At 66.6% G+C, this 25,212-nt stretch carries 26 protein-coding genes and 1 tRNA gene; 14 read left to right on the top strand and 13 right to left on the bottom strand.

Annotation, left to right across the window (positions count from 1 at the left end; genetic code table 11):
• Positions 1-8: 8 nt before the first annotated feature.
• From hppD to phhA, 3 genes are read right to left on the bottom strand one after another with little or no spacing between them, the layout of a single operon-like run.
• Positions 9-1,121, bottom strand: coding sequence for a 4-hydroxyphenylpyruvate dioxygenase (gene hppD / locus N825_RS20340; protein ID WP_037456240.1), 1,113 nt, complete (start codon positions 1,119-1,121; stop codon positions 9-11).
• 27 nt (positions 1,122-1,148) lie between these two features.
• Entirely contained in the window at positions 1,149-1,853 is a 705-nt protein-coding gene (locus N825_RS20335) for an SDR family oxidoreductase (RefSeq protein ID WP_037456463.1), read from the bottom strand.
• Positions 1,854-1,877: 24 nt separating this feature from the next.
• On the bottom strand, positions 1,878-2,771 hold the full coding sequence (phhA, locus tag N825_RS20330) for a phenylalanine 4-monooxygenase (protein WP_245613178.1): 894 nt from the start codon (positions 2,769-2,771) through the stop codon (positions 1,878-1,880).
• 142 nt (positions 2,772-2,913) lie between these two features.
• On the opposite strand from phhA, the gene N825_RS20325 reads away from it, so the two are divergent.
• Complete coding sequence (locus tag N825_RS20325) at positions 2,914-3,393, top strand: Lrp/AsnC family transcriptional regulator (protein ID WP_037456235.1); 480 nt, start codon at positions 2,914-2,916, stop codon at positions 3,391-3,393.
• Here the strand turns inward: N825_RS20325 and N825_RS20320 are convergent.
• From N825_RS20320 to N825_RS36725, 3 genes are read right to left on the bottom strand one after another with little or no spacing between them, the layout of a single operon-like run.
• A complete protein-coding gene (locus N825_RS20320) occupies positions 3,390-4,292 on the bottom strand; it encodes an NAD-dependent epimerase/dehydratase family protein (RefSeq protein ID WP_037456232.1) in 903 nt (300 codons plus the stop codon). The two genes, N825_RS20325 and N825_RS20320, sit on opposite strands and share 4 nt — an antisense overlap.
• A gap of 33 nt (positions 4,293-4,325) precedes the next feature.
• Positions 4,326-5,072, bottom strand: coding sequence for an SDR family NAD(P)-dependent oxidoreductase (locus N825_RS20315; RefSeq protein ID WP_037456229.1), 747 nt, complete (start codon positions 5,070-5,072; stop codon positions 4,326-4,328).
• 60 nt (positions 5,073-5,132) lie between these two features.
• The gene (locus tag N825_RS36725) at positions 5,133-5,810 is read right to left on the bottom strand and encodes a GntR family transcriptional regulator (RefSeq protein ID WP_157619433.1); all 678 of its coding nucleotides are present in this window, start codon (positions 5,808-5,810) and stop codon (positions 5,133-5,135) included.
• A gap of 332 nt (positions 5,811-6,142) precedes the next feature.
• Between N825_RS36725 and N825_RS20305 the strand changes: the two genes are divergently transcribed.
• The 4 genes from N825_RS20305 to N825_RS20290 all read left to right on the top strand — a co-directional run bounded on the left by N825_RS20305 (position 6,143) and on the right by N825_RS20290 (position 10,210).
• Positions 6,143-6,775 (top strand): GntR family transcriptional regulator, encoded by a 633-nt coding sequence (locus tag N825_RS20305; RefSeq protein ID WP_211098405.1) that lies wholly within the window; start codon positions 6,143-6,145, stop codon positions 6,773-6,775.
• Positions 6,776-6,858: 83 nt separating this feature from the next.
• Positions 6,859-7,551, top strand: coding sequence for an ECF transporter S component (locus N825_RS20300; RefSeq protein ID WP_037456226.1), 693 nt, complete (start codon positions 6,859-6,861; stop codon positions 7,549-7,551).
• A gap of 2 nt (positions 7,552-7,553) precedes the next feature.
• The gene (locus N825_RS20295) at positions 7,554-9,389 is read left to right on the top strand and encodes an ABC transporter ATP-binding protein (protein ID WP_051512671.1); all 1,836 of its coding nucleotides are present in this window, start codon (positions 7,554-7,556) and stop codon (positions 9,387-9,389) included.
• A gap of 8 nt (positions 9,390-9,397) precedes the next feature.
• Positions 9,398-10,210, top strand: coding sequence for an energy-coupling factor transporter transmembrane component T family protein (locus N825_RS20290; protein ID WP_037456225.1), 813 nt, complete (start codon positions 9,398-9,400; stop codon positions 10,208-10,210).
• Here N825_RS20290 and N825_RS20285 read toward each other — a convergent pair.
• Positions 10,189-11,070 (bottom strand): hypothetical protein, encoded by an 882-nt coding sequence (locus tag N825_RS20285; RefSeq protein WP_051512670.1) that lies wholly within the window; start codon positions 11,068-11,070, stop codon positions 10,189-10,191. The genes N825_RS20290 and N825_RS20285 overlap by 22 nt on opposite strands.
• Before the next feature lie 220 nt (positions 11,071-11,290).
• Between N825_RS20285 and N825_RS20280 the strand changes: the two genes are divergently transcribed.
• From N825_RS20280 to N825_RS20270, 3 genes are all read left to right on the top strand, one after another.
• Entirely contained in the window at positions 11,291-12,577 is a 1,287-nt protein-coding gene (locus N825_RS20280; protein WP_198038792.1) for a serine hydrolase domain-containing protein, read from the top strand.
• A gap of 405 nt (positions 12,578-12,982) precedes the next feature.
• A complete protein-coding gene (locus tag N825_RS20275; RefSeq protein ID WP_037456223.1) occupies positions 12,983-13,351 on the top strand; it encodes a hypothetical protein in 369 nt (122 codons plus the stop codon).
• Between the two features lie 568 nt (positions 13,352-13,919).
• The gene (locus tag N825_RS20270) at positions 13,920-14,681 is read left to right on the top strand and encodes a terminase small subunit (RefSeq protein ID WP_037456220.1); all 762 of its coding nucleotides are present in this window, start codon (positions 13,920-13,922) and stop codon (positions 14,679-14,681) included.
• Between the two features lie 54 nt (positions 14,682-14,735).
• Here the strand turns inward: N825_RS20270 and N825_RS20265 are convergent.
• Positions 14,736-14,809: transfer RNA gene (locus tag N825_RS20265), tRNA-Gln, on the bottom strand.
• A 226-nt stretch (positions 14,810-15,035) separates the two neighbouring features.
• Here N825_RS20265 and N825_RS20260 point away from each other — a divergent pair.
• The 3 genes from N825_RS20260 (at position 15,036) to N825_RS20250 (ending at position 18,075) form a co-directional block, all read left to right on the top strand.
• Positions 15,036-16,061 carry a Ppx/GppA phosphatase family protein gene (locus N825_RS20260; protein WP_037456448.1) on the top strand — a complete coding sequence of 342 codons (1,026 nt, stop codon included), beginning with the start codon at positions 15,036-15,038 and terminating at the stop codon, positions 16,059-16,061.
• Between the two features lie 105 nt (positions 16,062-16,166).
• On the top strand, positions 16,167-16,919 hold the full coding sequence (locus N825_RS20255; RefSeq protein WP_051512669.1) for an RlmE family RNA methyltransferase: 753 nt from the start codon (positions 16,167-16,169) through the stop codon (positions 16,917-16,919).
• Positions 16,920-16,938: 19 nt separating this feature from the next.
• Entirely contained in the window at positions 16,939-18,075 is a 1,137-nt protein-coding gene (locus N825_RS20250) for a cysteine desulfurase family protein (RefSeq protein ID WP_037456217.1), read from the top strand.
• Here the strand turns inward: N825_RS20250 and N825_RS20245 are convergent.
• The gene (locus tag N825_RS20245) at positions 18,041-18,958 is read right to left on the bottom strand and encodes a LysR family transcriptional regulator (protein ID WP_342666034.1); all 918 of its coding nucleotides are present in this window, start codon (positions 18,956-18,958) and stop codon (positions 18,041-18,043) included. The two genes, N825_RS20250 and N825_RS20245, sit on opposite strands and share 35 nt — an antisense overlap.
• Positions 18,959-19,120: 162 nt before the next feature.
• Between N825_RS20245 and N825_RS20240 the strand changes: the two genes are divergently transcribed.
• Both N825_RS20240 and guaD read left to right on the top strand, forming a co-directional pair.
• Positions 19,121-20,320, top strand: coding sequence for a urate hydroxylase PuuD (locus N825_RS20240; protein WP_037456214.1), 1,200 nt, complete (start codon positions 19,121-19,123; stop codon positions 20,318-20,320).
• Between the two features lies 1 nt (position 20,321).
• Entirely contained in the window at positions 20,322-21,653 is a 1,332-nt protein-coding gene (gene guaD / locus N825_RS20235) for a guanine deaminase (protein WP_051512668.1), read from the top strand.
• On the opposite strand, the gene N825_RS20230 is transcribed toward guaD, so the two are convergent.
• From N825_RS20230 to N825_RS20220, 3 genes are all read right to left on the bottom strand, one after another.
• Positions 21,633-21,947 (bottom strand): hypothetical protein, encoded by a 315-nt coding sequence (locus tag N825_RS20230; protein WP_037456212.1) that lies wholly within the window; start codon positions 21,945-21,947, stop codon positions 21,633-21,635. The two genes, guaD and N825_RS20230, sit on opposite strands and share 21 nt — an antisense overlap.
• Entirely contained in the window at positions 21,944-22,228 is a 285-nt protein-coding gene (locus tag N825_RS20225; protein ID WP_037456210.1) for a hypothetical protein, read from the bottom strand. The genes N825_RS20230 and N825_RS20225 overlap by 4 nt, the downstream gene beginning before the upstream one ends.
• Positions 22,229-22,365: 137 nt before the next feature.
• On the bottom strand, positions 22,366-23,904 hold the full coding sequence (locus N825_RS20220; RefSeq protein WP_037456207.1) for a helicase HerA domain-containing protein: 1,539 nt from the start codon (positions 23,902-23,904) through the stop codon (positions 22,366-22,368).
• A 282-nt stretch (positions 23,905-24,186) separates the two neighbouring features.
• On the opposite strand from N825_RS20220, the gene N825_RS20215 reads away from it, so the two are divergent.
• Positions 24,187-24,972 carry an Hpt domain-containing protein gene (locus N825_RS20215; protein WP_037456206.1) on the top strand — a complete coding sequence of 262 codons (786 nt, stop codon included), beginning with the start codon at positions 24,187-24,189 and terminating at the stop codon, positions 24,970-24,972.
• A 53-nt stretch (positions 24,973-25,025) separates the two neighbouring features.
• On the opposite strand, the gene N825_RS39815 is transcribed toward N825_RS20215, so the two are convergent.
• Positions 25,026-25,212, bottom strand: a 187-nt coding sequence (locus N825_RS39815; RefSeq protein WP_037456205.1) for a hypothetical protein, incomplete at its 5' end; no start/stop codon positions are given.

The following is a 25,212-nucleotide window of genomic DNA, read 5'->3' as shown; positions in this document are numbered from 1 at the left end:
CTTCCCCCTCAGGCGCTCGCCTTGATCACACCGCGGCGGATCTGGTCTTCCTCGATGCTCTCGAACAGGGCGCGGAAGTTGCCCTCGCCGAATCCGTCGTCGCCCTTCCGCTGGATGAACTCGAAGAAGATCGGCCCGATCACGGTCTTCGAGAAGATTTGCAGCAGCAGCTTGGTGCCGTCTCCCTCGACCACACCCTCGCCGTCGATCAGCAATCCCAGCCGCCGCAACGCGTCCAGCGGCTCGCCATGGTTGGGCAGGCGCTGGTCGATCTTGTCGTAATAGGCGCTCGGGGGCGCCGGCATGAAATCCAACCCGCGCTCGCGCAGGGTCGCGACGGTTTGGTAGATGTCGCGGCAGCCGGTGGCGACGTGCTGGATGCCCTCGCCCTTGTAGTCGCGCAAGTATTCCTCGATCTGGCTCCGCTCGTCGGCGCTCTCGTTGATCGGGATGCGGATCTTGCCGTCGGGGCTGGTCAGCGCCTTGGAGAACAGCCCGGTCATCTTGCCCTCGATATCGAAGAATCGGATCTGCCGGAAATTGAACAGCCGCTGGTAGAAGTCGGCCCATTTGCCCATGTTGCCGCGCCGGACATTGTGCGTCAGGTGGTCGATGTAATACAGCCCGGCGCCCTCGGGTTTCGGCTCGCGCTCGCCGGTCCAGACGAAATCGACGTCATAGATCGAACCCCGGTCGCCATAGCGGTCGACGAAGTACAGCAGGCTGCCGCCGATCCCCTCGATCGCCGGAATGTTCAGCTCCATCGGCCCGACGCGGGTTTCCACCGGCTTGGCGCCCAGCCTGACCGCGCGCTCGAAGGCGTGCCGCGCGTCCGCCACGCGGAACGCCATGGCGCAGGCGCAGGGGCCATGCTGTTCGGCGAACCGGCGGGCGAAGCTGTCGGGTTCGGCGTTGACCACGAAATTGACGTCACCCTGGCGGTGCAGCGTCACGGCGCGCGAGCGGTGCTTGGCGACCGCCGTGAAGCCCATGGTCTCGAACAGCGCGTGCAGCTTCTCCGGCTCGGTCGAGGCGTATTCCACGAACTCGAAACCGTCGGTCCCCATCGGGTTGTCTTCCGAGATTTCCGCCCGAGGGGCGTCGTGCGGGTAAGGTCCCATGACGTGACTCCCTTTTCTCGTATCGGTTCAGCTCAGGCCGGTGACGGGCAGCGCCGCGCCGTGGACCGCCCGCGCCGCGTCGGAGGCGAGGAACAGGATGACGCTGGCGAGATCTTCCGGCGCCACCCACTTCGCCGGGTTGGCCTTCGGCATCGCGGCGCGGTTCTCCGGCGTGTCGATGATGGTCGGCAGCACGCAGTTGACGTTGATGCCGTGGTCGCGCAACTCGGCCGACATGGCCTCGGTCAGCCGGATCACCGCGGCCTTCGACGCGCTGTAGGCCCCCATGCCGGCGGCGCCCCGCTGCGCGGCGGCGGCTCCCACCGTGACGATCTTGCCTCCCCCGGCGGCCAGCATGTGCGGCACCACAGCCTTGGCGGTATGGACGAGGCCGCGCGCGTTGAGGTCGAGCAGGTAGTCCCAGGTCTCGGTGGAGGTCTCGTGGACCGGCTCGCCCATGCGGAAGCCGCCCGCCAGGGCGCACAGCACGTCGATCCGCCCGGTCTGGCCGATCGCCACCTCCACCGCCCGCGTCACCGAGGCTTGGTCGAGCAGATCGGCCGGGACGAGGATCTGGCGCTCGCCGGTCGCCCCAAACGCCCGCTCCAGGTGGGGCAGGCTGGAGCCCACCAGCACCAGCGTGGCCCCCTCCGCCGCGAAACCCGCCGCGACCGCCCGCCCCAGATTGCCCGAGGCGCCCGTGACGAGGATCGTCTTGCCCTTAAAACCCATGTCCGTTCCTTTCCGCGGTACCATTCAGCCCGCGCGCTTGCCGCCGTGATGATAGGCACCGGTTCCGCGGGTGATCGCCCGGTCCGTCGCCAGCACGACGCCGGGTTCGATCTCCCGCTGTCCCTTGACGCGGTCATAGATCGGGCCGAAGTCGATCCACGCCAGATCCAGCAGCTCGTCGAACCCCTGGATGACGAAATAGGTCTCCTGGAAATCGTCGATTCGGTACCGGGTCCGCATCACCCGCTCCACGTCGAACCGGACCCGGTTGGGCGAGGTGTCGTCGAGCGCGAACAGCGTCTCGGCATGGGACGAGGCGATGCCGGAGCCGTAGATCCGCAATCCGTCGGCCTGCTCGATCCCATCCTGTTCGATCAGGCCGAATTCGACCGTATACCAATAGACGCGGGCGAGGTTCGCCAGCACGCCGAGCTTGCCGGCACGCAGGCCGCCGACGCCATAGGCCTGCATGTAATCGGCGAAGACGGGGTGCATCAGCATCGGCACATGGCCGAAGACATCGTGAAAGACGTCCGGCTCCTCCAGATAGTCCAGCTGGTCCGGCCGCCGGATGAACTGGCCCGCTGGAAACCTGCGGTTGGCGAGATGGTCGAAGAAGACCTCGTCCGGCACCAGCCCCGGCACCGCGACCACCTGCCAGCCGGTCCGCTTCGCCAGGACGTCGCTCAAGCGCCGGAAATCGGGAATGCGGTCGGCATCCAGGGTCAGACTGCCAAGGCCCTTGATGAACTCGTCGCAGGCGCGGCCGGGCAGCAGCTTGCCCTGCCGCTCGAACAGGGTCTTCCAGACGTGATGTTCGGCGGCGGTGTAGCCATCCCAGCCTTGGTCGATGGTCCAGTCCGGATTGTCGGGCTTTCCGCCATCGCCCGCCGCGGCACCATGTTTCTCGGACTTCACGGCGTCCTCCCCCACCTGTCGGCGCTGATTATTCGTTGCAACCAGCATAATCCCGCCGTCGGGGCATCTGTCGCCTATTCCCGAGCCAAACGGTGCCATTTCGGTCATGATATGACCGTCAAAAGCCAAAAGCGGGGAGGATATGACCGACCGGGACCAGAAGCGGATTTCGACCGTGGACCGCAAGATACTCTCGATCCTCCAGGGCGAGGGTCGCGTCACCAACATCGACTTGGCGGAGAGGATCGGCATGGCGCCATCCCCCTGCCTGCGCCACGTCAAGGCGCTGGAGGCCGACGGCGTGATCGAGGGCTACAGCGCGCGGCTCAACCGGCGGGCGCTGGGGTTCGGCGTCCTGGCCTTCGTCCAGATCAACCTGTCCCAGCACACCGACGATTCCGTCGAGCGCTTCACCGAGGCGCTGGGCCGGTTGAGCGAGGTCACCGAATGCTACGCGGTGACGGGAGACTTCGACTATCTGCTGCGGGTGGTGGCGCGCGACCTGGACGATTTGGGCGAGTCCGTGCTGCGGCGGCTTTTGCGGCTGCCGGGCGTCAAGGATGTCCGCTCGACCATCGTGCTGGATGTCGTCAAGAACGCGCCGCCCGTTCCGCTCGTCTAGGACGGCGCCAGCCCTGCGGCCAGCTGCGCCGCCATCCCCTGGGCGAGGGTGTGCTTCGGCCGCCAGCCCAGATCCTTGGCGATGCGGGAGATGTCGAACGACGCCTGGACGTCAGGCACGTCGTCGGCGCCCGGCACCAGCAGCGCCTTGGCGCTGGGGATCACCCGTTCCGCCTGTTCCACCAGGACCGGCATCGTCACGACCTCGCCGGAGCCGACATTGTATTCCCGGTGCCCCAACCGATCGGCCTCCAGCGCCGTGATGATGGCGTCCACCACGTCATCGACATAGACGTAGTGATAGCGGAACTCCGGATCGCACGGGATCTCCGTGACCTTGCCCTCGGCGGCGTCGCGGATCAGCGAGCCAATGTGGCAATTGCCGCGCCGATAGGGGCCATGGACGCGGGCGATCCGCAGGCTGACCCCGTCGAGCCCGAACTGCGCCGCGTAGCCCCGGATCAGTTGTTCCCCGGCCACCTTGCTGGCGCCATAGACGGAGGTCGGCTGGAGCGGCGTCGCCTCGTCGATCGGCGCCTCGCCGACATCGCCATAGACGCTGATGGACGAGCAGAAGACGAAGCGGGTTGCCTTGGCCAGCCGCGCCTGTTCCAGCAGCAGAGCGGTCCCGTTGATGTTGACCTCGACCATCTTCAATGGCTCGTCCCGCGCCATCATCGGGCCGGACAACGCGCCGCAATGGGCGACCGCCGTGATCCCGCGGTCCTCGAACAGCCCGCGCAGCGCGGCGGCGTCGTTGATCGACATCAGCGTCAGGTCCGGATCGTCGCGGCCGAAATCGGTCACGTCGATCGCGGCGACCCCATGTCCCCGCGCCGCCAGCGCCCGGCGCAACGGCATGCCGATCAGTCCGGCGCCGCCGGTCACCAAGATGTTCATCGGGAAGCCTTTCGGTGCGTTTTCGGCATGATGTCAGAGCGCCACCATGCCGCCATCGATGCTGAGATCGCTGGCGGTGATGAAGGACGAGCCATGCGAGCAGAGGAACAGGATGGCGGCGGAGACCTCCTCGGATTCGGCGAAGCGGTCGATCGGCGTCAGGGTGCGGAACACCGCCCGCTGGGCCTCGGTCACGTCGCGCTGCAGGCCGGTCATGGTGGTGCCGGGCGACACCGAATTGATCTGGATGTTCAGCGGCGCGTACTGGACTCCCGCCTGACGGGTCAGGGCCAGCACCGCGCCCTTCGACGCGCAATAGGCCGCCGCGTCGCGCAACCCGATATGGGCCGCCGTGGAGGCCACGTTGCAGATCTTGCCCTTGCGGCGCTCGACCATGCCGGGCAGGACGGCGCGCATCCCCAGCCAGACGCCCTTGGCGTTGACGTCCAGGATCTTGTCCCAGATCTCCTCGGTCACGTCGATCGCGGTGTCTCCGGGAACAGCGACGCCCGCGTTGTTGACCAAGGCGTCGATTTGGCCGTACCGCTCGATCAGGCCGCCCACCAGTGTGGTCCAGCCCGCCGCGTCGCGGACATCCAGGAACGCCGCCTCGGCGGACCCGCCACTAGCCTTGATCTCGGCCGCGGCCTCCTCGGCGCCGACCACGTCGACGCAGATCACGGTGGCTCCCGCCTTGGCGAAGTCGATCGCCGCGGCCTTGCCGATCCCGCTACCGGCTCCGGTGACGATGACGGTTTGGTTGGTGAAGTCGAGTTTCATGGGCGTTCCTCCATCAGATGTGAACGTCCCGTTGTGCAGGAAACGGGCCAGCCCCGCCGCTCAGCGCGTCGCCAGACGGAGCGGCACGCTGGTGGTCCGCGACACCACCACGACATGGGAGACGCCCCCGGCGGGGTCGAACACGGTCTCGACGATCTGGAACAGCGCCTCGCCATTCTCGCTGACGGTGCCGATCCGGACGGCGGAGCGCGCGGCGGGCGGGGTTCCACTTGTGACCGCGGCGGGGCTTCCAACCCGGTGGAAGACATCGACGCGCGCCATGAACCGCTCCGCCGCGGCATAGTGCCGGCGCAGCATCAGCACGGTGCTTCCGGGTGCGATCCCCAGCGCCTCCGCCACGGAGTCCGGCGCCGCCGTCATCATCGGACTTTCGTCGTGCCCGTTCCAATCCGGCTCGATCCACGACGACGGGGAAACGGCGGTGCGGGCCGACAGCCGGCCATCGACGATCCGCGGCAGTTGGTCGGTGATGAAGGTGCCATCGCCCCAGCGGCTGACCACCAGCCCCTCATGCGCCAGGATCCTCAGCGCCTCCCGCAGGGTCGGGCGGCTCAGGTGGAGCATGTCCGCCAGCTTCTTCTCTCCCGGAAGACGGCTGCCGCTGGGCAGCTTCCCCAGGAAGATCTGCTCGCGCAGGCCAGCCAGCAGGTGGTGGACGATGTCGCCACGATGGAGACGCGCCTCTTCCAGGCGCCTGATGATCGGAGTCCACGGCATGGCGTCCTCATCCAAATGGCGACAGAGGTCAGACCTCTTGAAAATAGTGCTCCTGAACCGACATGGCAGGGCGGGCGAATGATAATCCCTTCATCTCTTCGCCTCAACAGGGTGAACACTTTATCAAATGGCGTGATAATTGGCATGATGACTGGAAATCTGCCCATGAAACCGGCTCGCCGTGTCTGGTCGATTACCCTGTTCGGACCTGTTCTGTCCTACAAGACTTCTGCCGCGTCCATCGGTATGGTGTGTTCCACCCTTGGTCGAGGCTCCATCCAATCATCGGCATGATCCCGCATACACCCTGCAGCCCCGAGAACCGGCGGCCCGTGGCCGACGTGCTCCGCGACCTGATCGTCAGTGGCGCCGTCGCTCCCGGAACGCGGCTGACCGAGGTGGAGCTGTGCCGCACCTTCAACCGCTCGCGCGGCCCCATCCGCGAGGCGATCCGCGTCCTGACGTCGGAGGGCCTGACCGAGCCGCTGCCCAACCGCGGCGTCCGGGTCCGGCAGCCCGGCATCGATGAGATTCTCCAGACCTTCAGCGTGATCGGCACGCTCGACGCGATGGCCGGGGAGCACGCGGCGGCCCGCATTTCCGACGCCGGGATCAGCCATATCGGCGACCTCCACCAGCGGATGGTCGCGGCCTTCCAGGGCGGCGATATCGCCGGCTACTACCAGCTCAACCAAGCCATCCACCACGCCATCTGGGAGGCGTCGGAGAACAAGGTCCTGGTCCAGGAACTGGAGCGCCTCAACGCCTGGGTCCGGCCCTATCGCTTCGCGGTCAATATCCGGGTCGACAGCTGGCGGAAATCGGTGATGGACCACGAGAACATCCTGATCGCGCTGATCAATCGCGACGGCCGCCGTCTCGGCCAGATCCTGCGCCTCCACCTGCCGGGCAAGGCCGACGTCCTGCGGGCGCAGCTCGTCGTCTCCCCCACCCAGTCGGAGTAATCCCGACAGCTTCCGCTTTATTGGCATACGCGATGCAGACGCTTCGACCAGCCGCTATCGGCCTCATGTCAGGAGCGTCGGAAATGAACGTTGGAACGCTTTACGGGATCGTCGTCGTCATCGGGGCCATCCTCGCCCTGTTCGCCTACATGCGGAACAGGGGCACCGGAACCGTCGTCATCGGCTTCACGCTGATGGAGATCGTCATCATGGCGATCATCGGCGTCATCAACGGTGTGCTGGGCACTCCCAACGCCATGCTGGGTCGTCTGTTCATGACGTTCTCCGGCAGCTACGGCTTCCTCGCCTTCGCCGCGATCTGCGGCGGCTTCTACATCTCCGGTCCACTCTGCGCCTACATCATCCGCAAGCCCGGAGCCGCCACCATCGCCGAGACCATGAACGGCGTGGCCCAGGTGCTCTCCGGCAACCCGAACGGCGTCATGGTGCTGGGCGCCGGGTTCCTCCAGGGCTTCATGTCCGACCTGGCCTTCGCCTTCTACGGCTACAAGCGCTGGACCCTTGGCGTCGTGGCGCTGTCGGGCGCGCTCGCCCCGCTGCTCCAGCAGATCCCGGAGGTCTACTTCTTCGGCGTCGGTGACATGGGTCTCGGCTACAACCTGCTGGCGCTGGCGATCCGCATGGTCAGCGGTGCCGTCTACGCCATCGTCCTGGTCCGCCCGATCGCCCGCGGCCTCGCCAAGGCCGGCGTGCTGCGCGGCACCGCCATCGCCGACGAGGAAGGCAAGACCCGTCTGGCCGGCCAGGTCGCGTGAGCATGAAGATGGACACCGTGACCTTGACGCCCGCGCCCACTCCCCCGTCTGGCGAGGCGGCGGCTCCCAAGCCCGCCGAACTCCTGGTCGAGATCGAGAACCTGACCTACAGCTACGAGGGAGAGATCAAGCCGGTGATCAACGGCGTCTCCCTCAAGGTCCGGGAGGGCGAGTTCGTCCTGATCCTGGGGCCGAGCGGCTGCGGCAAGAGCACGTTCCTGAACGTGCTCAACGGCACCATTCCGCATACGCTCAAGGGTGACCTCAAGGGCACGGCGTTCGTCTGCGGCAAATCCGTTCATGAAACCAAGGTGGCGGTCTTCGCCACCGAGGTCGGCATGGTCTTCCAGGACCCCGACGCCCAGATCATCAACACGCGGGTGCGTGACGAGGTCTGCTTCGGCCTGGAGAACCTGTGCCGCCCGGCGCCGGAGATCATGCTCCGGCAGGCGGAGGCGCTGGCCTTCGTCGGCTTGTCCAACGCCGGCGACATGTCGATCTTCGACATGTCCGGCGGGCAGAAGCAGCGCGTCAGCATCGCCGCCGTCTTGGCGGCCCGCCCGCGCCTACTGGTGCTGGACGAGCCGACCGCCAACCTCGACCCGGCCGGCATGGCGGAGGTCTTCGCCGTCTTGCACCGCCTCAACCGCGACCACGGCACCACCGTGATCATGGTCGAGCACCGGGTCGACGAGTTGGCCGACCTGATCAGCCGGGTCGTCATGATGGACCGGGGAACCATCATCTTCGACGGCACGCCGCGCGAGGCCTTCGCTCGCCGGCGCGACGCCCATTCCGAGGAAGCCGAAGCCGTCTCCATCAGCGCCTGGTTCCCCCAGGTCAGCGAGTTCGCGCTGGAATTGGCGGCCGCCGCCGGAACGGACCTCGCACCGGACCAGGTGCCCTTGAACGTCGCCGAGGCCGTGGCCCTGGCCGAACGTCTCATCGCCGCACCCAGCATGGTCCCGACCGGAACGGTGGAACCAGCCCCCGCACCACCCCCTCCCGAGACGCGCAAGCCGCTCCTGTCCATCCGCCACATGTCGTTCGGCTACGACAAGGACACGCCGATCCTCCGCGACATCTCGCTGGAACTGGAATCCCGCAGCATCGTCGCCCTGCTCGGCCAGAACGGCTCGGGCAAGACCACGCTCGCCAAATGCCTGATCGGCATCAATCCGGCTCCGAAGAACTCGATCTACCTCAATGGCAAGGACATCTCCGACCTGGGGCCGAAGGACATCTCGGCGGAGGTCGGCTATGTCTTCCAAAACCCGGACCACCAGTTCGTCACCGATCAGGTCGACGAGGAGGTCGCCTATGGCCTCAAGGTCCGCGGCTACTCCGATGCCGCCATCGCGGAGCGGGTCGACGAGGTGCTGGAGATCGTCGACCTCGCCCGCTACCGCGCCCGCTCGCCGTTCAACCTCAGCCTGGGCGAGCGCCGGCGCCTCAGCGTCGCGACCATGCTGGTCCTGGAGCCACACCTGCTCCTGCTGGACGAGCCGACCATCGGCCAGGATCACGAGCGCGCCCAGCACCTGATGGGGCTGATGGCCAGGCTGCGCGAGCGCTACGGTACAACCATCGTCATGATCACCCACGACATGCGGCTGGTGGCTCAATGGGCCGACCGCGCCGTGGCGCTCAGCGGCGGCAGGATCGCCTTCGACGGCAGTCCCACCGAGTTGTTCGGTCTGCCGGAGATCTTGGAGGGCAGCAGCTTGATGCCGCCGCCGGTGTTCGAGGTCAGCCGCGCGTTGGCCCGGCGTCACCCCGCCAAAGTCCCGGCCGCCACGCTGTCGGTCTCGGGCCTCGTTCAATCGATCCTAGGATGATTTGAGACATGGCGCGCACCACCGCTTTCCAGTTCCGCGCGGGCGACAGCATCTTCCACCGGCTCGACCCGCTGACCAAGTTCGCCTGGGTGCTGACGATCTCGTTCCTGGCGTTCGGCGCCTATATCGCCTGGGTCCAGATCATCATCACCGCCATCGTGCTGATCACCGCGCTGGTCTTCGCCAAGCTGTCGCCGCGCGAGATCCTGCGCGGGACTTGGTTGTTCCTGATCGCCTGCGTCAGCTTCTTCTTCATCCAGACGCTGACCCTGCCGGGATCGACCGAAATCCTCCGCATCCTCGACAAGCCGATCTACATGGAAAGCGCCGACTACGCCCTGGCCTCGGCGCTGCGGATCTACACCATCATCCTCGGCTCGCTGGTCTTCGTCCGCGCCACCGACCCGCGCGAACTCGCCATCGCGCTGGTGACCCAGATGCGGGTGCCGTACCGCATCGCCTACGCCTTCTTCATCGCCCTGCGGATCGTCCCGACCATCGAGGAGGAGATCAAGATCATCCGCTCCGCGCAGGCCGTCCGTGGCGTCGACCGGCAGCGCGGCCTGATGGGCAGGATCCGCGAGACCAAGCGCTACGCCATGCCGCTGCTGGTCGGAGCGCTGCGCAAGGCCTCGACCATGGTGATGTCGATGGAATCGCGGGGATTCGGCGCCTATCCCCAGCGCACCTTCGTCGAGGCTCCCCAGATGGGCGCCGGCGCCCGGGTGCTGTGCGTCGTCATGCTGTGCTGCGTCCTCGGCTGGTACACTGCCCTGGCCTTTGGTTTCGTCCACTCCTTCTACGTCTTCGCGCCCAGCTGAGTTCGGCGGAACTCCATCATGCCGAGATAGTCCATGATCCGCTCCCGCCGCCAAGCGGGATCGGCGTGGACATTGGCGGCGCGGGCCCGCTGGCAGGCGGCGACAGCCTCCGACCTCCCCTCCGGCATGAACGCCGGCCGCATGCCGGCTGGCACTCCCGCCAGCACCGCCTCCGCCACCTCCGGAGGCGGCGCCGGCCCATCCCGCAGCCACGCCTCGGCCTGCCGGAAGCCATCCAGGCACATCAGCTCGATCATGTAGTTGCAGGCCGATTGCAAACCCGGCGCCAACCGCCCCAGACTGGCCGAGATCATGGGAAGCACCGGCGCCAGCGACGGCACCAGATGGTTGGCGTAGATCGACGCCTTCCAATACCGCTCCGCCGTTTGGCGGAAATGGGCGAGGTCGCGAACGGAGACCAACCCCGACCCCTCCATCGGCAGGATCTCCACCTTGGGCTTGGTCACCACCACCGTGTCGTTGGACACGTCGACATACAGGCCGCCCAGCTGCAGGGCGTTCTGGAAATACTGGTCGCGCAGGACGCCCCAGACCCGCCGAAACGCCCCTCCCTCCGCCATCAGCCGCCGGATCGCGCGCTCCACCTCGCAGCCGGGGTTTTCCAGCCGCTTCGTCAGGCGCTTGTGCAGGTCGCCCGTGATCTCCTCGCAGCGGCCATAGGGATACGGGCTGCCGGCCACGGCGGGCGGAAGTGAGACCAATTCCACGTCCGTCTCCCGGCGCAACTCCAGGAAATACGCCTCCAGCGCCGGTCCCAGCGCGATCAGGTGCTTTTCGGTCAGCGCCAGCTGCGCGTCATCCACGGGAACGATCTGTTGGAACAGCAAGGGCGTCGGCATCGGTCGCTAACCCATCAAGGCCTGGCCCGCTGGCCACGTGCCCAAGCATTCGCCAGCGAAATCCGCGCGCTGTCAACGCCCAACCACACCCATGTCGGAAACCGGTTCGCATCCCTGGCTTGTTCTTTTTACCTGCAACCGAAGCTTACAAAACGACATTAGTTAACGACGCTGGAAACAACCGGCGCCCACGATGATAAAGATCACGAGGAAACGCATCATGCGGGATATCAGCAGGCGCTCGGTCTTGTTCGGTGCCGCGGCCCTGACGGCGGGCTGCGCCGCCCGAGGCCCAGCCGGCCTCATGTCTCCCGGCGCCACCGCCAGCAACGCCGCGGCCACCAACACCGCCGCGATCGATCAAGTCCTGCGTCAGGCGGTCGGCCCCAACAAGGTCGCCGGTCTTGTGGCCCTGGCGGCGACCGACCAGGGCACCTTCTACGAGGCGGCCTATGGCAAGCGCGAGGTGGGCGGCCAAGCCGACATGACGATGGATTCGGTCTTCTGGATCGCTTCCATGACCAAGCCGATCACCAGCACCGCCGCGATGCGGATGGTGGAGCAGGGCAGGTTGTCGCTCGATGCCCCGATCGGCGACATCCTGCCCGAGCTGAGATCCCCCCGCGTCCTCACCGGCTTCGACAAGGCCGGCAAACCCCGGTACCGCCCGGCCAAGCGCCCGATCACCCTGCGCCACCTGCTGACCCACACCGCGGGTTTCGTCTATTCCATCTGGAACGCCGACCTCGCCCGCTATTATGAGGCGACCGGCCATCCGGCCACCGACACCGGCCTGAAAGAATCCCTCAACATACCGCTGCTGTTCGATCCGGGCGAACGCTGGGAATACGGCATCAACATCGACTGGGCGGGGCAGGCGGTCGAGCGGGTCAGCGGCCAAAAACTGGGCGACTACTTCCAGCAACACATCTTCCAACCGCTGGGCATGACCAGCACCAGCTTCAAGCTGACCCCGAGCCAACGTGGCCGACTGGTCAAGGTGCACGCCCGCCAGTCCGACGGTTCGCTGAAGCCGATCGAGTTCGAGATCAAGCAGGACCCCGAGTTCGAGGCGGGCGGCGGCGGTCTCTATTCCACGGCCGGCGACTATCTCAAATTCTGCCAGATGTTCCTGCACAACGGGCAATCCTCCAATGGCCAACAGGTGCTGCGCCCCGAAACCGTGGCCGCCATGGGCAGGAACCAGATGGGCGACCTGAACGTCCGCCTGCTGCCGACCCACGCCCCGAACCTATCGGCCGACGCCGAGTTCTTCCCCGGCATGGTCAAGAAGTGGAGCACGGCCTTCATGCTCAACACCGAGCGCGCGCCCACGGGCCGGAGCCCCAACAGCCTAGCCTGGGCCGGCTTGGCCAACACCTTCTTCTGGATCGACCCCACCCGGAAGGTAACCGGAGTCATCCTGATGCAGATGCTGCCCTTCGTGGAACCCAACGCGATCGACACCTTCACGCGCTTCGAGACGGAGACGTACCGGGCGGTTTAGAGCCTCCAGCCAAACCGGGCGCACTTCCCGCGCCGGGTTTTTTATATGCCCCGACACGACCCCACGGGAACCCACCTTGGCCAGCCCCGTGGAGTTATCTGGGAAATCGGCGCCGCCCTGAAGCCGTATGGCAGCGGCCGCTGGTATTCACCGATGGGAGGCGAACGCTCGCCGTAGGTCCGATAAAGCGAAGCGGCATCCGACAAGCAGGCGCGCGGCCGTCGGAGCCGCTTCGTTTTATCCGACCTCCCAAAGACAACCTGTCATGCTTTTGTGCGACGGTGCCGCCCTGTTGTCTAATCGCTTCCAGGGAGGGCATCCAAGTGGATTGTTGACCAACACCCAAACCGCCTACAATCCGCCTCTAGCAACGATCATCCATCCGATCCAACTCGGGAGAACCTGATGCGGGAAGTCGATACCGTTCTGCGGGAGTACATGGACCGCAAGGCGCATTTCACCTCGATCGACATAGCCAACGAGGTCAAGCGGCGGGGAACCTGGGTCCCGAACCGGGATGTCGCCCTCCATATGCGTGAATACGCCCCCTTGTCGCCGGGCGGCGATTACCTCGCCAGCCTGACGACGTGCTTCCTCAAGGACGGCAGGTCGGTGGAGGCTTATGTCTTCCATCCTGTCGGCACCTCCGCGACGGACTACCGGGAAATCCTTGAGCCAGCGATGTCGCCGCAGGAATTCGCCGCCCTCCATCCGTCGGCCCCAATGCCAAGCCAGCCGATGGGCGGTGTGCCGAAGCCGCCTTTGGTGAACTGACGGCGAAAGCCTCGGTCATCCGGCAAGACCTGCCCCAGGCCGCCATTTCACGAACATGGTCCGTCTTCGAGCCCGCAACTCCATCGTGATGAGCCGGTCGCCCGCGCGACTTCCGCCATCCCGTCGATCATCAGATCCTTCCCGCTTGGTTCAGGCCACCCACGAATGGATCGCTAACTGCTCCAGAAGCGCGAAGCGGAGGAGGTGCCGGGCCACGACGTCCTGAAGTTGCGCCATCTCCGCGCTGTCTCGAGCGGTCAGCGCCACGAAGAGCCGGTCTCAAAGCGCGTGTTAAAAGAAAAAGATGACATTAGGGCAGAGGCGGTCGGGAATAGGACGCCCGACCCAACTGGTCTCGCGGCCAAACCGCTTGAGTTGTTGATCCCAGGTGCCATTGTCGGCGCCCTCAAGCTGGTCGCTTGCGGTTTGTCGTTCAAGGCCCCGCACAATCGGGGGGCACAATGGCGATCGCGAGCTGTGATCCGCACAGAAGACCTTTGTCTTGTCGAAAGAGGTAGTATAGGATCTAAATCCCTATCACATCCTATGCAAGGCAAAGGCACCCGCCATGAAGACCCCGGCTTCCTCCCACTCCAGCAACACATCCACTCCCAAACCCACCGCCAACCGTCCCTCGCTGACCTCCCGTCAGGAAGAGTTCTGCGAGGCCATGTCGTTCGGCGTCGGCGGGGCGGAGGCGGCGAGGCGGGCGGGGTACTCGGCCAGTGGCGCCAAGCAGCGCGGTGCCTTCCTGATGCGCCAGCCGGAAATCCGCGTCCGGATCGACGAGATCAGGGCCGAGCGCCGGGCCGCTCATCAAGCCCATCTGGACGAGGCGGACGAGCAGGTTGGCTGGGTGATCGAGGACGCGTTTGAAAGCAAGCGTCCTGCGCTGGCTCTCCGCGCCATCGAGTTCCGCTTGAAGCTGCGCGGCGTCATCCAGGACAAGCGCATCGCCCACCATCACCACGGCGCGCTGTATAGCAAACCCCATCCCGACGCCGATCTGGAGAACCTGCCTGGCGATCCGGACGAGGAGCTGGACCCCCTCCGCTTCCGCCCCGGCTACGCCGCCGCGTCCGTCCCGACACCCACCGCGATGGCCACTGCGGAGGATGACCCCAGCACCGGAATGATGACCTATGATGACCCTTCGGAGGATTTTCCGGCCCAGCCGACACTGACCGGCACCCTGGCACCAACCTCGACCGCCACGCCGAAAATGATACAGGGCGGGATCATCCGCGAGCCCGAGCGACTGATCAGCGAATTCCCACCGACCCCGGCCGCGCAAGCGCACCGGGCGTCGAAGACGCTGGAAACGGTTTAAGCCGGTGAGGAAAATCCTGGCACCGGCTGAAGCGACATTCAGTTTTGGAGAGGTTGGTTGGGGGACTAGGATTCGAACCTAGGCTGGCGGAGTCAGAGTCCGCTGTCCTACCACTAGACGATCCCCCATCAAGCTGGTGCGGCGCGCTTCGTGTTGGCGTCGCTCCGTGCTCGGAGGCCGCCTTATAGCAAAGGGTGGTCGGACGGGAAAGACCTAATCGAACATTTTTTTCGGTGCCGATGGTCGTACGGCACCGCACCGCCGAAAGGCGTCCTTTCATCCTTGGGGAAGGTTAGGCTACGATCACCAGTCCGGATGGCGATGAGGCCAGCGGCCTGGATTTTTGGGGGTATCGTGAACATCGAGCTTGGCATGGATCGGCAGGGGACGGCGGCGGGCATGCGCCCGACTTCGTACATGCGGCCGGTTTTCGCCGCGCTCGATCTTGGCACCAACAACTGCCGCCTGCTGGTGGCCAAGCCCCTGGTTGGCGGCGGCTTCCGCGTGATCGACGCGTTCTCGCGGATCGTCCGGTTGGGCGAGGGTGTCAGCCGGACCCGGCGGCTATCGGACGCCGCGATGGATCGGTCGCTGTCGGCCCTGCGGATCTGCGCCGCCAAGCTGGAGCGGCGTGGGGTCACCGCCGTGCGCGCGGTCGCGACCGAGGCGTGCCGCCGGGCCGAGAACTGCGACGACTTCATCGATCTGGTGGAGCGCGAGACCGGCATCCCGCTCGACATCATCACGACCCACGAGGAGGCGCGGCTGGCGCTGGCGGGATGCGCGCCGCTGCTCGACCCCGCCATCCGCAACGCCCTAGTGTTCGACATCGGCGGCGGCTCGACCGAGCTGATGTGGCTGGAGATCGGCAAGGGCGGGCGGCCGCGCATGATCGACCAGATCTCCGTGCCCCAAGGCGTCGTCGGGCTGACCGAGAGCTATGGCGGCGACCGGGTCTCGGCGGCCACATATGTCCGCATGGTCGACGAGATCACCGAGGCGCTAGCCGCCTTCGAGGCGCGGAACGGCATCCGCCGCGCGGTCGAGAATGGCCAGGTTCAGATGCTCGGCACGTCGGGCACGGTGACGACGCTCGCCGGCATCCATCTCGGGCTCCAGCGCTACGAGCGTTCGGTGGTCGATGGCAGCTATCTTCAGATCGACCACGCGCGGGCGGTCAGCCGCCGCCTGCTGGAATTGGACTTCGCCGGCCGCGCCGCCTACCCGTGCATCGGACGGGAGCGGGCCGATCTGGTGGTGGCGGGCTGCGCCGTGCTGGAGGCGATCTGCGACACCTGGCCGGTCACGCGGCTGCGGATCGCCGACCGCGGCCTGCGGGAGGGCATACTGGTCGATCTGATCGCCGCGAATGGTGTCTGAGAACCGCTGGCCGAAACCCGATGTTTTGAGCGGCATTTTGCCGGATCAAGGCTCATCCGCGATTTTGCCGGGTGAAACCGGCCGGTATTTCCTATATCACACGGCATGACCAGTAAATCCTCCGGACCGAACAAGCCCAGCGGCCGCAACTTCGGTGTTCGCGTCAAGACCGCCAAGAAGCGGTCGCTGTCGTCCACCCTGTGGCTTCAGCGGCAACTCAACGACCCCTATGTGGCCGAGGCGCAGAAGCGCGGCTACCGCAGCCGGGCCGCGTTCAAGCTGCTTCAGCTGGACGACAGGTTCCACCTGCTGGCTCCCGGCAAGCGGGTGGTCGATCTTGGGGCGGCGCCGGGTGGCTGGACCCAGGTCGCGGTCGAGCGGGTCAAGCCGCACGAGAGCAAGGGCAAGATCGTCGGGCTGGACATCCTGGAGATGGAGCCGGTCGAGGGCGCCATCACCTTCCAGTGCGACTTCAACGACGAGGACGCGCCCGACCGCCTGCGCGAGAAGATGGACGGCCCGGCCGACATCGTGCTGAGCGACATGGCCGCCCCCACCACCGGGCACCCTCAAACCGACCACATCCGCATCATGGGGCTGGCCGAACTGGCCTACGACTTCGCGGCGCAGGTGCTGGCTCCGGGCGGCGCCTTCATCGCCAAGGTCTTCCAGGGCGGGACGGAGCGCGAGTTGCTGGACCGGCTGAAGCGCGACTTCGCCTCGGTCAAGCACGCCAAGCCGCCGGCCAGCAGAGCGGACTCGGCGGAAACCTATGTGGTGGCCGTGGGCTTCCGGGGTCGAAATTCGGCGTCGAAAGACGGTTATCAACCTGACCAAGGGGATGACGACGAGGACTGAACGCGGGTTGGATCGGGGAATGGACGGATCGATCTACCTGGATCACATGGCGTCCACGCCGCTCGATCCAGCCGTCCTCGATGAAATGCTGCCCTGGCTGTCGGCGGGCGCCGTCGGCAACCCGCACGCCTCTGGACACCGCGCCGGCTGGCGCGCCGCCGAGGCGATCGAGCGGGCGAGGGCGGAGGTCGCGACGCTGATCAATGCCCGGCCGGGCGAGATCGTCTTCACCTCCGGTGCCACCGAGGCCAACGCGCTGGCCCTGCTGGGCGGAACGCCGGACGGCTGGCCGGTCGTCGCCTCCGCGATCGAGCATCCCAGCGTGCTGGCCTGCGTCGCCGAGTTGGAAAGGCGCGGGCATCCCGCCAGTCGGCTTCCGGTGGACGACGCCGGCGGGGTCGATCCCGATTCGCTGGCGCTGACGGGGCCGGCGCTGGTCTCGGTCATGGCCGCCAACAACGAGGTCGGCACGGTCCAGCCGATCGCCGAACTGGCGCGGCGTTGCCGCCAGCGGGGCGGGCTGTTCCACACCGACGCGGTCCAGCGGCTCGCCACCGGAGAGATCGACGTCACGGCGCTCGGCATCGATCTGCTCAGCCTATCCGGTCACAAGCTCCACGGTCCCATGGGCATCGGTGCGCTGTTCGTCCGCCAAGGTGTGGCGCTCCGGCCCTTGCTGTTCGGAGGCGGCCAGCAGGGCGGCAAGCGTCCGGGCACGCTGCCCACGGCGCTCTGCGTCGGGTTGGGTGCCGCCTGCCGGATCGCCCGGGAGCGCCGCCAAACCGACGCCGCCCGCCTGACCCTGCTGCGGGAGCGCTTGGTCGCCGCCTTGGCCGCCGGCATCCCGACCCTGCGTCGAAACAGCCCAGCCGAAGGCGGGCTGCCCGGTTGCCTCCACCTGACCATCCCTGGTATGGATGCCGCCGACAGCCTGCTCGATCTCCCCGACTTGGCTCTCTCGACCGGCTCCGCCTGCGCCAGCGGCGACACCGGCCCATCCCACGTCCTCCTCGCCATGGGCCGCACCCCCGCCGAAGCCCACGCCAGCATCCGCATCGGCCTGGGCCGCTTCACCACCGAAGCCGAGGTGGACCACGCGGCGGCACGGCTGGTCGAGGTGTTCACCGCCTCGGATCATAGTCCAGCACGGCGCTGAGCACCGCCCGCGTCTCGGCGACAACGAAGTCGGCGAAGACGCGGGCCTTGGCGGGCAGCAGGGTGCGGTGGGGATAGAGCACCGCCAGCACGGCGGGTTCCGGGGGAAAGTCGGGCAGGACGACGCGGAGCGCGCCGCTCCGCAGGTGTTCGGCGATTTCCCAGACCGGCTTCATGGCGATGCCTTGGCCGGTCAGCAGCCAGTCGGTCAGCACGTCGCCATAATCGGCGTCGAAGCTGCCCGTCACCGCGACCTTGGTCGGTCCGTCGGGCGTGTCGAGGGTCCACTGGTATTGCTGGGAGCCTGGAAAGCGTAGCAGCAGGCAGTTGTGGCCGGCAAGGTCCTCCGGCCGCTCCGGCACGCCGACGGCATCCAGATAGGCCGGGGCGGCGCACAGCACGCGCGGGCAGTCGGCGATCTTGCGGACCACGAAGGTGCTGTCGCGCAGCACCGCCATGCGGATCGCCACATCGACCGCCTCATGCAGCAGGTCGATCAGGTGGTCGGACAGACGGAGGCGGACGTCAACCAGCGGGTGCGCCTCGCGGAACTTGGGGATCATCGGCCCCAGCACGCGTCGGCCGAACCCCAGTGGGGCCGTCACCCGCAGGCTGCCGGAGGGGACGCCGGTGGCCGACGCCAGGTTGGTTTGCGCGCGCTCGACCGCGTCCAACACCTCCAGGCAATCGCGATAGAAGATATGGCCGTGCTCGGTAGGCTGGAGCTGGCGGGTCGTCCGGTTGAGCAGGCGCACGCCCAGATGCTGCTCCAACTGCTGGATGCGGTGGCTGACGACGGCTGGTGACATGCGCAGGCTACGCCCGGCCGCCGACAGGTTCCCCATGTCGACGACGCGGACGAACGTGCGCATGTTTTCGAGCAACGACAAATCCACTACCCTTTCAAAAATCTAGCATGTCACTTTTTGGGATTGTTTGAAGGTCCTGCGGCACGCTCCCGCTTCCCGGCTTGCCGGAACACGTTTACCAATCATACCGCACCGCATCCAACAAGGGTGGGGGCGGGGAACAGTGGAGAGGTCGAGATGGACGCCATCGTTTGGGAATGGGTCAACTTCATGCTGCGGTGGCTCCATGTCATCACGGCGATCGCCTGGATCGGCTCATCCTTCTACTTCGTGCATCTCGACGCCAGCCTCCGCCGCGTGGACGGCCTTCCGAAGGGAACCAGCGGCGAGGCGTGGCAGATCCATGGCGGTGGCTTCTACCACATGGTCAAGTATAACGTGGCCCCAGCCAACTTGCCCGAGGAACTGACCTGGTTCAAATGGGAGGCATACGCCACTTGGATCAGCGGCTTCTTCCTGCTGGTCGTCCTGTACTATCGCGGCGCCGAACTCTTCCTGATCGACCAGACCGTGATGGAGCTGGAGCAATGGCAAGCCATCGCCATCAGCGCCGTCACCCTGGTGCTGGGCTGGGTCGTCTATGATCGGCTGTGCAAATCGCCGGTCGGGCGCAACGACACCTCCCTGATCGTGACCGGCTTCGTCCTGCTGGTGCTGGCGGCCTGGGGCTTCTCGGTCGTGTTCAGCGGGCGTGGCGCCATGCTCCAGGTCGGTGCCCTGATCGGCACCATGATGGCGGCCAACGTCGCCCACACCATCATCCCCAACCAGAAGAAGGTCGTGGCCGACCTGCTGGCCGGCCGCACGCCGGACCCCGCCCTTGGCAAGGAAGCCAAGCAGCGCTCGATGCACAACAACTACCTGACACTGCCCGTCCTGTTCCTGATGGTCAGCAACCACTATCCGCTGGCCTTCGGCACCGGCCACGTCCCGGCCATCGTGGCCATCGTGCTGGTCGTCGGCGCCACCATCCGGCATTTCTTCAATAGCCGCCACGCCGGCAAGCCGACGCCGTGGTGGACCTGGGGCGTCGCGGTCGTCGGTGTCGCCGGCATCGTCTGGCTCAGCGCGCGGGGACCAAACGACGACGCCGTGACCACCGCCGCCAACGCCGCGCAGCCGGTCGACTTCGCCCAGGTCGAGGAGGTCATCCTGAGCCGCTGTGGGATGTGCCACGCCGAGGTCCCCGCTTGGCCAGGCTTGCCGACGGCGCCCAAGGGCGTGCGCCTTGAAACCCCCGAGGACATCCGGCGCCACGCGCCCGAGATCCGCCTGCAGGCCGTCCTGTCCACCGCGATGCCGCCGGGCAACATCTCGATGATCACGCCGGAGGAGCGCGGATTGCTGGGCGCCTGGAGCGCTGGAAAGGTCAACTGACATGACGGAAACGAAGGCGATCCAGGCGATCAAAGCGATCAGGGGGCGGTTATTGAGCTTCGTCGCCGAACCGGCGGGGCCGGGCGACACTTCCAGCTACCGCCTGATCGAGGACGGCTTGGTCGTGGTGCGCGATGGCCGCATCACCGAGGTGGGCGAGGCGGCGGACCTGCTCCGGGGCTTGCCGGAGGGCACTCCGGTGGACCACCACCCGAACGGCCTGATCACGCCCGGCCTGATCGACACCCACATCCACTTCCCGCAGACCCAGGTGATCGCGTCCTACGGCGCGCAGCTGCTGGAATGGTTGAACAAATACACCTTCGTCGAGGAGCAGCGCTTCGCCGACGCCGGCCACGCCGAGCGCAACGCGACGTTCTTCCTGGACGAGTTGCTGCGGAACGGCACGACCACAGCGGTGGTCTACGCCACGGTCCATCCCGGCTCGGTCGACGCCTTCTTCGCCGAGTCCGAGCGGCGCGGCACCGCCATGATCGCCGGCAAGGTCATGATGGACCGCAACGCGCCACCGGGCCTACGCGACACGCCGCGATCCGGCCACGACGAGAGCCTGGACCTGATCGGGCGATGGCATGGCAAGGGCCGGCAGCGCTACGCCGTGACGCCGCGCTTCGCCATCACCTCGACCGAGGAGCAGTTGGAGGCGGCGGGCGCCTTGGTCCGCGAGGTCGAAGGCGTCTACATGCAGACGCACCTTTCCGAGAACCTGCGGGAGATCGAGACCGTGCGCGGCCTGTTCCCGGATGCTCGGCACTACACCGACGTCTACGACCGCTACGGCCTGCTGGGCGAGCGGTCGCTGTTCGGCCACTGCATCCACCTGGAGGAGGACGAGGTTCGGCGCCTGTCGGAGAGCCGGTCGGTCGCGGTATTCTGCCCGACCTCCAACCTGTTCATCGGCAGCGGGCTGTTCGACCTGGATCGGCTGTCACGCGGTGCAGCACCCGTCCGCGTGTCGCTGGCGACCGATGTCGGGGGCGGCACCAGCTATTCCATGCTGCGCACCGCCGCCGAGGGCTACAAGGTGCTTCAACTGGGCGGACAGAACCTGCCCGCGCTGGCCGCGTTCCACATGATGACGCGCGGCAACGCGCTGAGCCTTGGGATGGGTGACGAGATCGGCGTGATCGAGCCGGGCCGCTTCGCCGATCTGGTGGTGCTGGACTCGCGGGCGACGCCCGCCATGGCGCACCGGATGGAGACCATCGACGGCGATCTGGACGAGGAGCTGTTCGTCCTGATGACGTTGGGCGACGACCGGGCCGTCGCCGCCACCTACGTCCAGGGGCGGCTAGCCTGGGAGCGGGGCTGAGTCCTGGGACGACAGGCGTTCGATGTCCTCGCGGGCGCTGGCGATCAGCTTCTGGTGTCGGTGATCGCGCGCCTCGACCGTCCCGGCGAACAGGGTGAGGAGGTGGAGCATCTTCTTGGCCGCCTCGTCCCAGGTGGCGGCCGGGCTGGCTGACAGCGCGTCCGTCATCTCCTCCAGGTGCTGGCTGACCTGGGCCTGATCGGCCTCGACGGCGGCGGTGTGCCGACGGTCCTCGGTGGCTTTCAGAGCGGCCATGCCCCTGTGGGAGTCGAGTTCGATCGGACCTTCGGTCATGTGCTTCCTTTCAAGGATTCCCGCGCCGCCTCGTCGCGTTGCCGGGCTTCCTCCAGGTCGATCGGATCGACCACGGCGATTTGGATCAGGCTGGGCTGGCCGGGAGGCGGGCGGAGGAACAGCAGCGTCTCGGTGCGCCGGTAAGCCGGGAAGGAGAGCCCCTCGATCAGTTCCTCGTGGGTCTCGATCTTGTAGGTTCCCGCAGGCAGCGGCTCTTCCATACCCTTCAACTGGAACGGCTGGCTGAACTCGATCGTGGTGTTCAAGACGCGCTGGGTCATCGGGGGCTTTCATGCGGTCCCGTGGAGGAACCACGAACCCTATGGGTCCCTCGCATATGGGGGTTCGGAAAGCCAATACATCCGTTGGGGTCAAAGAAGTTCGGCGTTCCTCGATCCGCCGCCCTCGTGGCCGCCGCTCAGGCCACGTCGAACAGGCCGGCCTGCGGCGGTGCCGGGTCGTCGCCAGTGTTCGCCGCGGCGTTGGGATCGCCGGGAGCGGTCTCCCATCCCAGGCCGGGCAGGGCGATGATGCGGAAACCGCCGCCGTCGTTGCGGGTCACCACGAAGCCGCGCTGGTCCATGTAGGTCAGCAGCCGGCGGGCACGGCCGGGCGATCGGCTGCCGACCGCGCGGGCCAGTTCGGCGTCGGACGGGCAGGGCGCCCGCTCGATCGCGGCGCGGGCGATCAGCAGGAAGACGCCCTGGATGTCTTCCGGCAGTTCGGCCGCGATGGCGCTCGCCTGATCCCATTCCGGACCGTCGGCGGTCTGCTCGCCGACACCGGCCCTGGCGGCCGACAGGCGCCGCTTGAAGGCGACGAGGTCCAGCGGGGCTCCCGGCACCTTGTGGATCCTGCAGCGCACCAGGAAGTCCTGGTACAACACCGCGACCGAGCGGAACGCCGCCTCGGGATCGGTCAGGATCTTCCGCAGGATGTCGTCCAGCAGCGGTTCGCGGTCGATCGCCGGCCCCTGCTCCTCCGCCTCCTCGGGCGGCGGGGTCAGGACGGGCCGCGACTGGGCCAGCTGGAACAGGATGTCCATGTTGGGCGGAGCCGCGGGCACCGGCCGGCGCATCGGCGCCCTGACCGGCAGGTCGGGTTCGCCGGGCTGCAGGATCAACTCGCGGGCGTCGAGCGGCGCCGTGGTCGGCAGGGGGGTGAGCTTGGGGCTGCCCGTCCTTCCCGTGGTCTCGACCGAGCCGATCCGCAACGCCAGCGGACGTCGGGACAGCGCCGGGCCGAGCGCCACGAAATGGCCGCGCTCCAGGTCGCGGAACATCTCGGCCTGCCGCCGCTCCATGCCCAGCAGGTCGGCGGCCCGCGCCATGTCGATGTCCAGGAAGGTGCGGCCCATCAGGAAGTTGGACGCCTCGGCGGCGACGTTCTTGGCGAGCTTGGCCAGCCGCTGGGTCGCGATCACGCCGGCCAACCCGCGCTTGCGGCCGCGGCACATCAGGTTGGTCATGGCGCCGAGCGACACCTTTCGGGCGTCGTCCGACACCTCGCCGGCGGCGGCGGGCGCGAACAGCTGGGCCTCGTCCACCACGACCAGCATGGGATACCAGAAGTCGCGGTCGGCGTCGAACAGGCCGCCCAGGAACGCCGCGGCGTGGCGCATCTGCTGTTCGACGTCGAGCCCTTCCAGGTTGACCACGACCGAGACGCGATGCTCGCGCACCCGGGCCGCGATCCGTTGCAGGGCGCCTTCGGAATGGGCGGAGGCATCGACCACCACATGGCCGAAACGGTCGGCCAGGGTCACGAAGTCGCCTTCCGGATCGAGGATCGCTTGCTGGACCCAGGTGGCGCTCTGCTCGACCAGACGGCGCAGGAGGTGCGACTTGCCGGAACCCGAATTGCCCTGGACCAGCAGCCGGGTCGCCAGCAGTTCCTCGAGATTCAGCGTCGCCGGAGTGCCTCCTTGCGTCGAACCCATGTCGATGCTGACATTCATCAACCCTTGACCTCTCCACCGCGTCGCTTGATCGGATCACACCGCCGTACCGTGGCGGCGCAACCGGCGCCGCCGCCCCTCCTATAGCCTAGTTTGGCCGTCACCGCAAAACGGCGCGCCGCTCCGGCTTTCCTGACAGGGTTGAAGTAGCTTAGAAATCATAGCTAAAGCATAACTGCATATGCAGTCCTTGGTGCGGCATTTTCATGCGCCATGAAGATCGGAATGCTCTTGGGAAGGGGACATCGTATAATAATGGACTATTGTTCCCTGGGGCCGATTATGCCGAGCAACCAAAACATCGACGCTGATCTGGTTGCCGAGTTGTTGCCTTTCTTCATCGACGATGTGATCGAAAGGCTCGGAAACGTCGAGGAAATGGTTCTTCGGTTCTCGAATGATCCAGGTACCAAGCCGGACTCATTCGAGCTGTTGCGAAACGTCCACAGCATCAAGGGGTCCGCCGCCAGTTTTGGCTTTCCCACCATCGCGATGATCTCCCATCACCTCGAAGACTACATCATCGCGACTGGCAACTTCCGCGAGACGGCGGTCGATGGGATCATCGAGCATCTCAGGGCGATCGGCTCGATCGTCGACACGCGTCGCGATCCGGGCAGCGAGGAAGGGCGCCGGGTGCTGCAATCGCTGCCCGATTTCCATCCCTCGCCCGCCCAGCGCCGCAGTGCGAGCCAGCGGACAGTGCTGTTCATCGGACCGCGCAACATACAACTGCGCCTGATGGAGCCGGAGATCCGCGCCACGGGTTTTCGACTGGTGGCGTTGTCCAACTCGTTCCAAGGCATCGAGAGCGCGATCCGGACCCGTCCCGACCTGATCCTGATCAGCAACATCATCGATATCCTGGACGGTGTCGATGTCGCCCATATGATCCGGGTGTGCGAGGTCACACAGGCGATTCCCCTGATCGTGGTGGCGTCCAAACTGGACGCCGAACCGGTCAGCGCGCGGTTGGGCCACCAGGGCGACCGCATGCTGGTGGTCCGCAAGGGCGAGGACTTCGCCGCCGATTTCGCCAAGGCGATCGTGGCGCTCGAGGTCGTCTGACCCGTCGAACCCCAGTCGACCTCCTGACGGCAGCGGGCACCCCAAAAAATCCTCTAGTTGGCGAGACTACCCAGGCAGCGGCCGAGATTGCGCAGGTCGGACATGAAGCCTTGGGCGAAGCCGGACAACGACGCGTCGGGCGCCGCCCTGCCACCAGCGCCTTCGGCACAGACCTCCCGGGCCGACGGCGCCGGAGCCGGCGCGGGTCGCTCGGCGACCTGACGGGGCGCCGCGGGCGGT

Source organism: Skermanella stibiiresistens SB22 (assembly GCF_000576635.1).
Lineage (GTDB): Bacteria > Pseudomonadota > Alphaproteobacteria > Azospirillales > Azospirillaceae > Skermanella > Skermanella stibiiresistens.
This window is presented reverse-complemented; position numbering and strand designations above follow the sequence as displayed.

Bases quoted from the DNA above. Each gene is read 5' to 3' on its own strand.
- hppD (WP_037456240.1), bottom strand. From the start codon at position 1,121: ATGGGACCTTACCCGCACGACGCCCCTCGGGCGGAAATCTCGGAAGAC.
- N825_RS20335 (WP_037456463.1), bottom strand. From the start codon at position 1,853: ATGGGTTTTAAGGGCAAGACGATCCTCGTCACGGGCGCCTCGGGCAAT.
- N825_RS20325 (WP_037456235.1), top strand. From the start codon at position 2,914: ATGACCGACCGGGACCAGAAGCGGATTTCGACCGTGGACCGCAAGATA.
- N825_RS20320 (WP_037456232.1), bottom strand. From the start codon at position 4,292: ATGAACATCTTGGTGACCGGCGGCGCCGGACTGATCGGCATGCCGTTG.
- N825_RS20315 (WP_037456229.1), bottom strand. From the start codon at position 5,072: ATGAAACTCGACTTCACCAACCAAACCGTCATCGTCACCGGAGCCGGT.
- N825_RS36725 (WP_157619433.1), bottom strand. From the start codon at position 5,810: ATGCCGTGGACTCCGATCATCAGGCGCCTGGAAGAGGCGCGTCTCCAT.
- N825_RS20300 (WP_037456226.1), top strand. From the start codon at position 6,859: ATGAACGTTGGAACGCTTTACGGGATCGTCGTCGTCATCGGGGCCATC.
- N825_RS20295 (WP_051512671.1), top strand. From the start codon at position 7,554: ATGAAGATGGACACCGTGACCTTGACGCCCGCGCCCACTCCCCCGTCT.
- N825_RS20290 (WP_037456225.1), top strand. From the start codon at position 9,398: ATGGCGCGCACCACCGCTTTCCAGTTCCGCGCGGGCGACAGCATCTTC.
- N825_RS20285 (WP_051512670.1), bottom strand. From the start codon at position 11,070: ATGCCGACGCCCTTGCTGTTCCAACAGATCGTTCCCGTGGATGACGCG.
- N825_RS20280 (WP_198038792.1), top strand. From the start codon at position 11,291: ATGCGGGATATCAGCAGGCGCTCGGTCTTGTTCGGTGCCGCGGCCCTG.
- N825_RS20275 (WP_037456223.1), top strand. From the start codon at position 12,983: ATGCGGGAAGTCGATACCGTTCTGCGGGAGTACATGGACCGCAAGGCG.
- N825_RS20270 (WP_037456220.1), top strand. From the start codon at position 13,920: ATGAAGACCCCGGCTTCCTCCCACTCCAGCAACACATCCACTCCCAAA.
- N825_RS20255 (WP_051512669.1), top strand. From the start codon at position 16,167: ATGACCAGTAAATCCTCCGGACCGAACAAGCCCAGCGGCCGCAACTTC.
- N825_RS20250 (WP_037456217.1), top strand. From the start codon at position 16,939: ATGGACGGATCGATCTACCTGGATCACATGGCGTCCACGCCGCTCGAT.
- N825_RS20240 (WP_037456214.1), top strand. From the start codon at position 19,121: ATGGACGCCATCGTTTGGGAATGGGTCAACTTCATGCTGCGGTGGCTC.
- guaD (WP_051512668.1), top strand. From the start codon at position 20,322: ATGACGGAAACGAAGGCGATCCAGGCGATCAAAGCGATCAGGGGGCGG.
- N825_RS20230 (WP_037456212.1), bottom strand. From the start codon at position 21,947: ATGACCGAAGGTCCGATCGAACTCGACTCCCACAGGGGCATGGCCGCT.
- N825_RS20225 (WP_037456210.1), bottom strand. From the start codon at position 22,228: ATGACCCAGCGCGTCTTGAACACCACGATCGAGTTCAGCCAGCCGTTC.
- N825_RS20220 (WP_037456207.1), bottom strand. From the start codon at position 23,904: ATGAATGTCAGCATCGACATGGGTTCGACGCAAGGAGGCACTCCGGCG.
- N825_RS20215 (WP_037456206.1), top strand. From the start codon at position 24,187: ATGCCGAGCAACCAAAACATCGACGCTGATCTGGTTGCCGAGTTGTTG.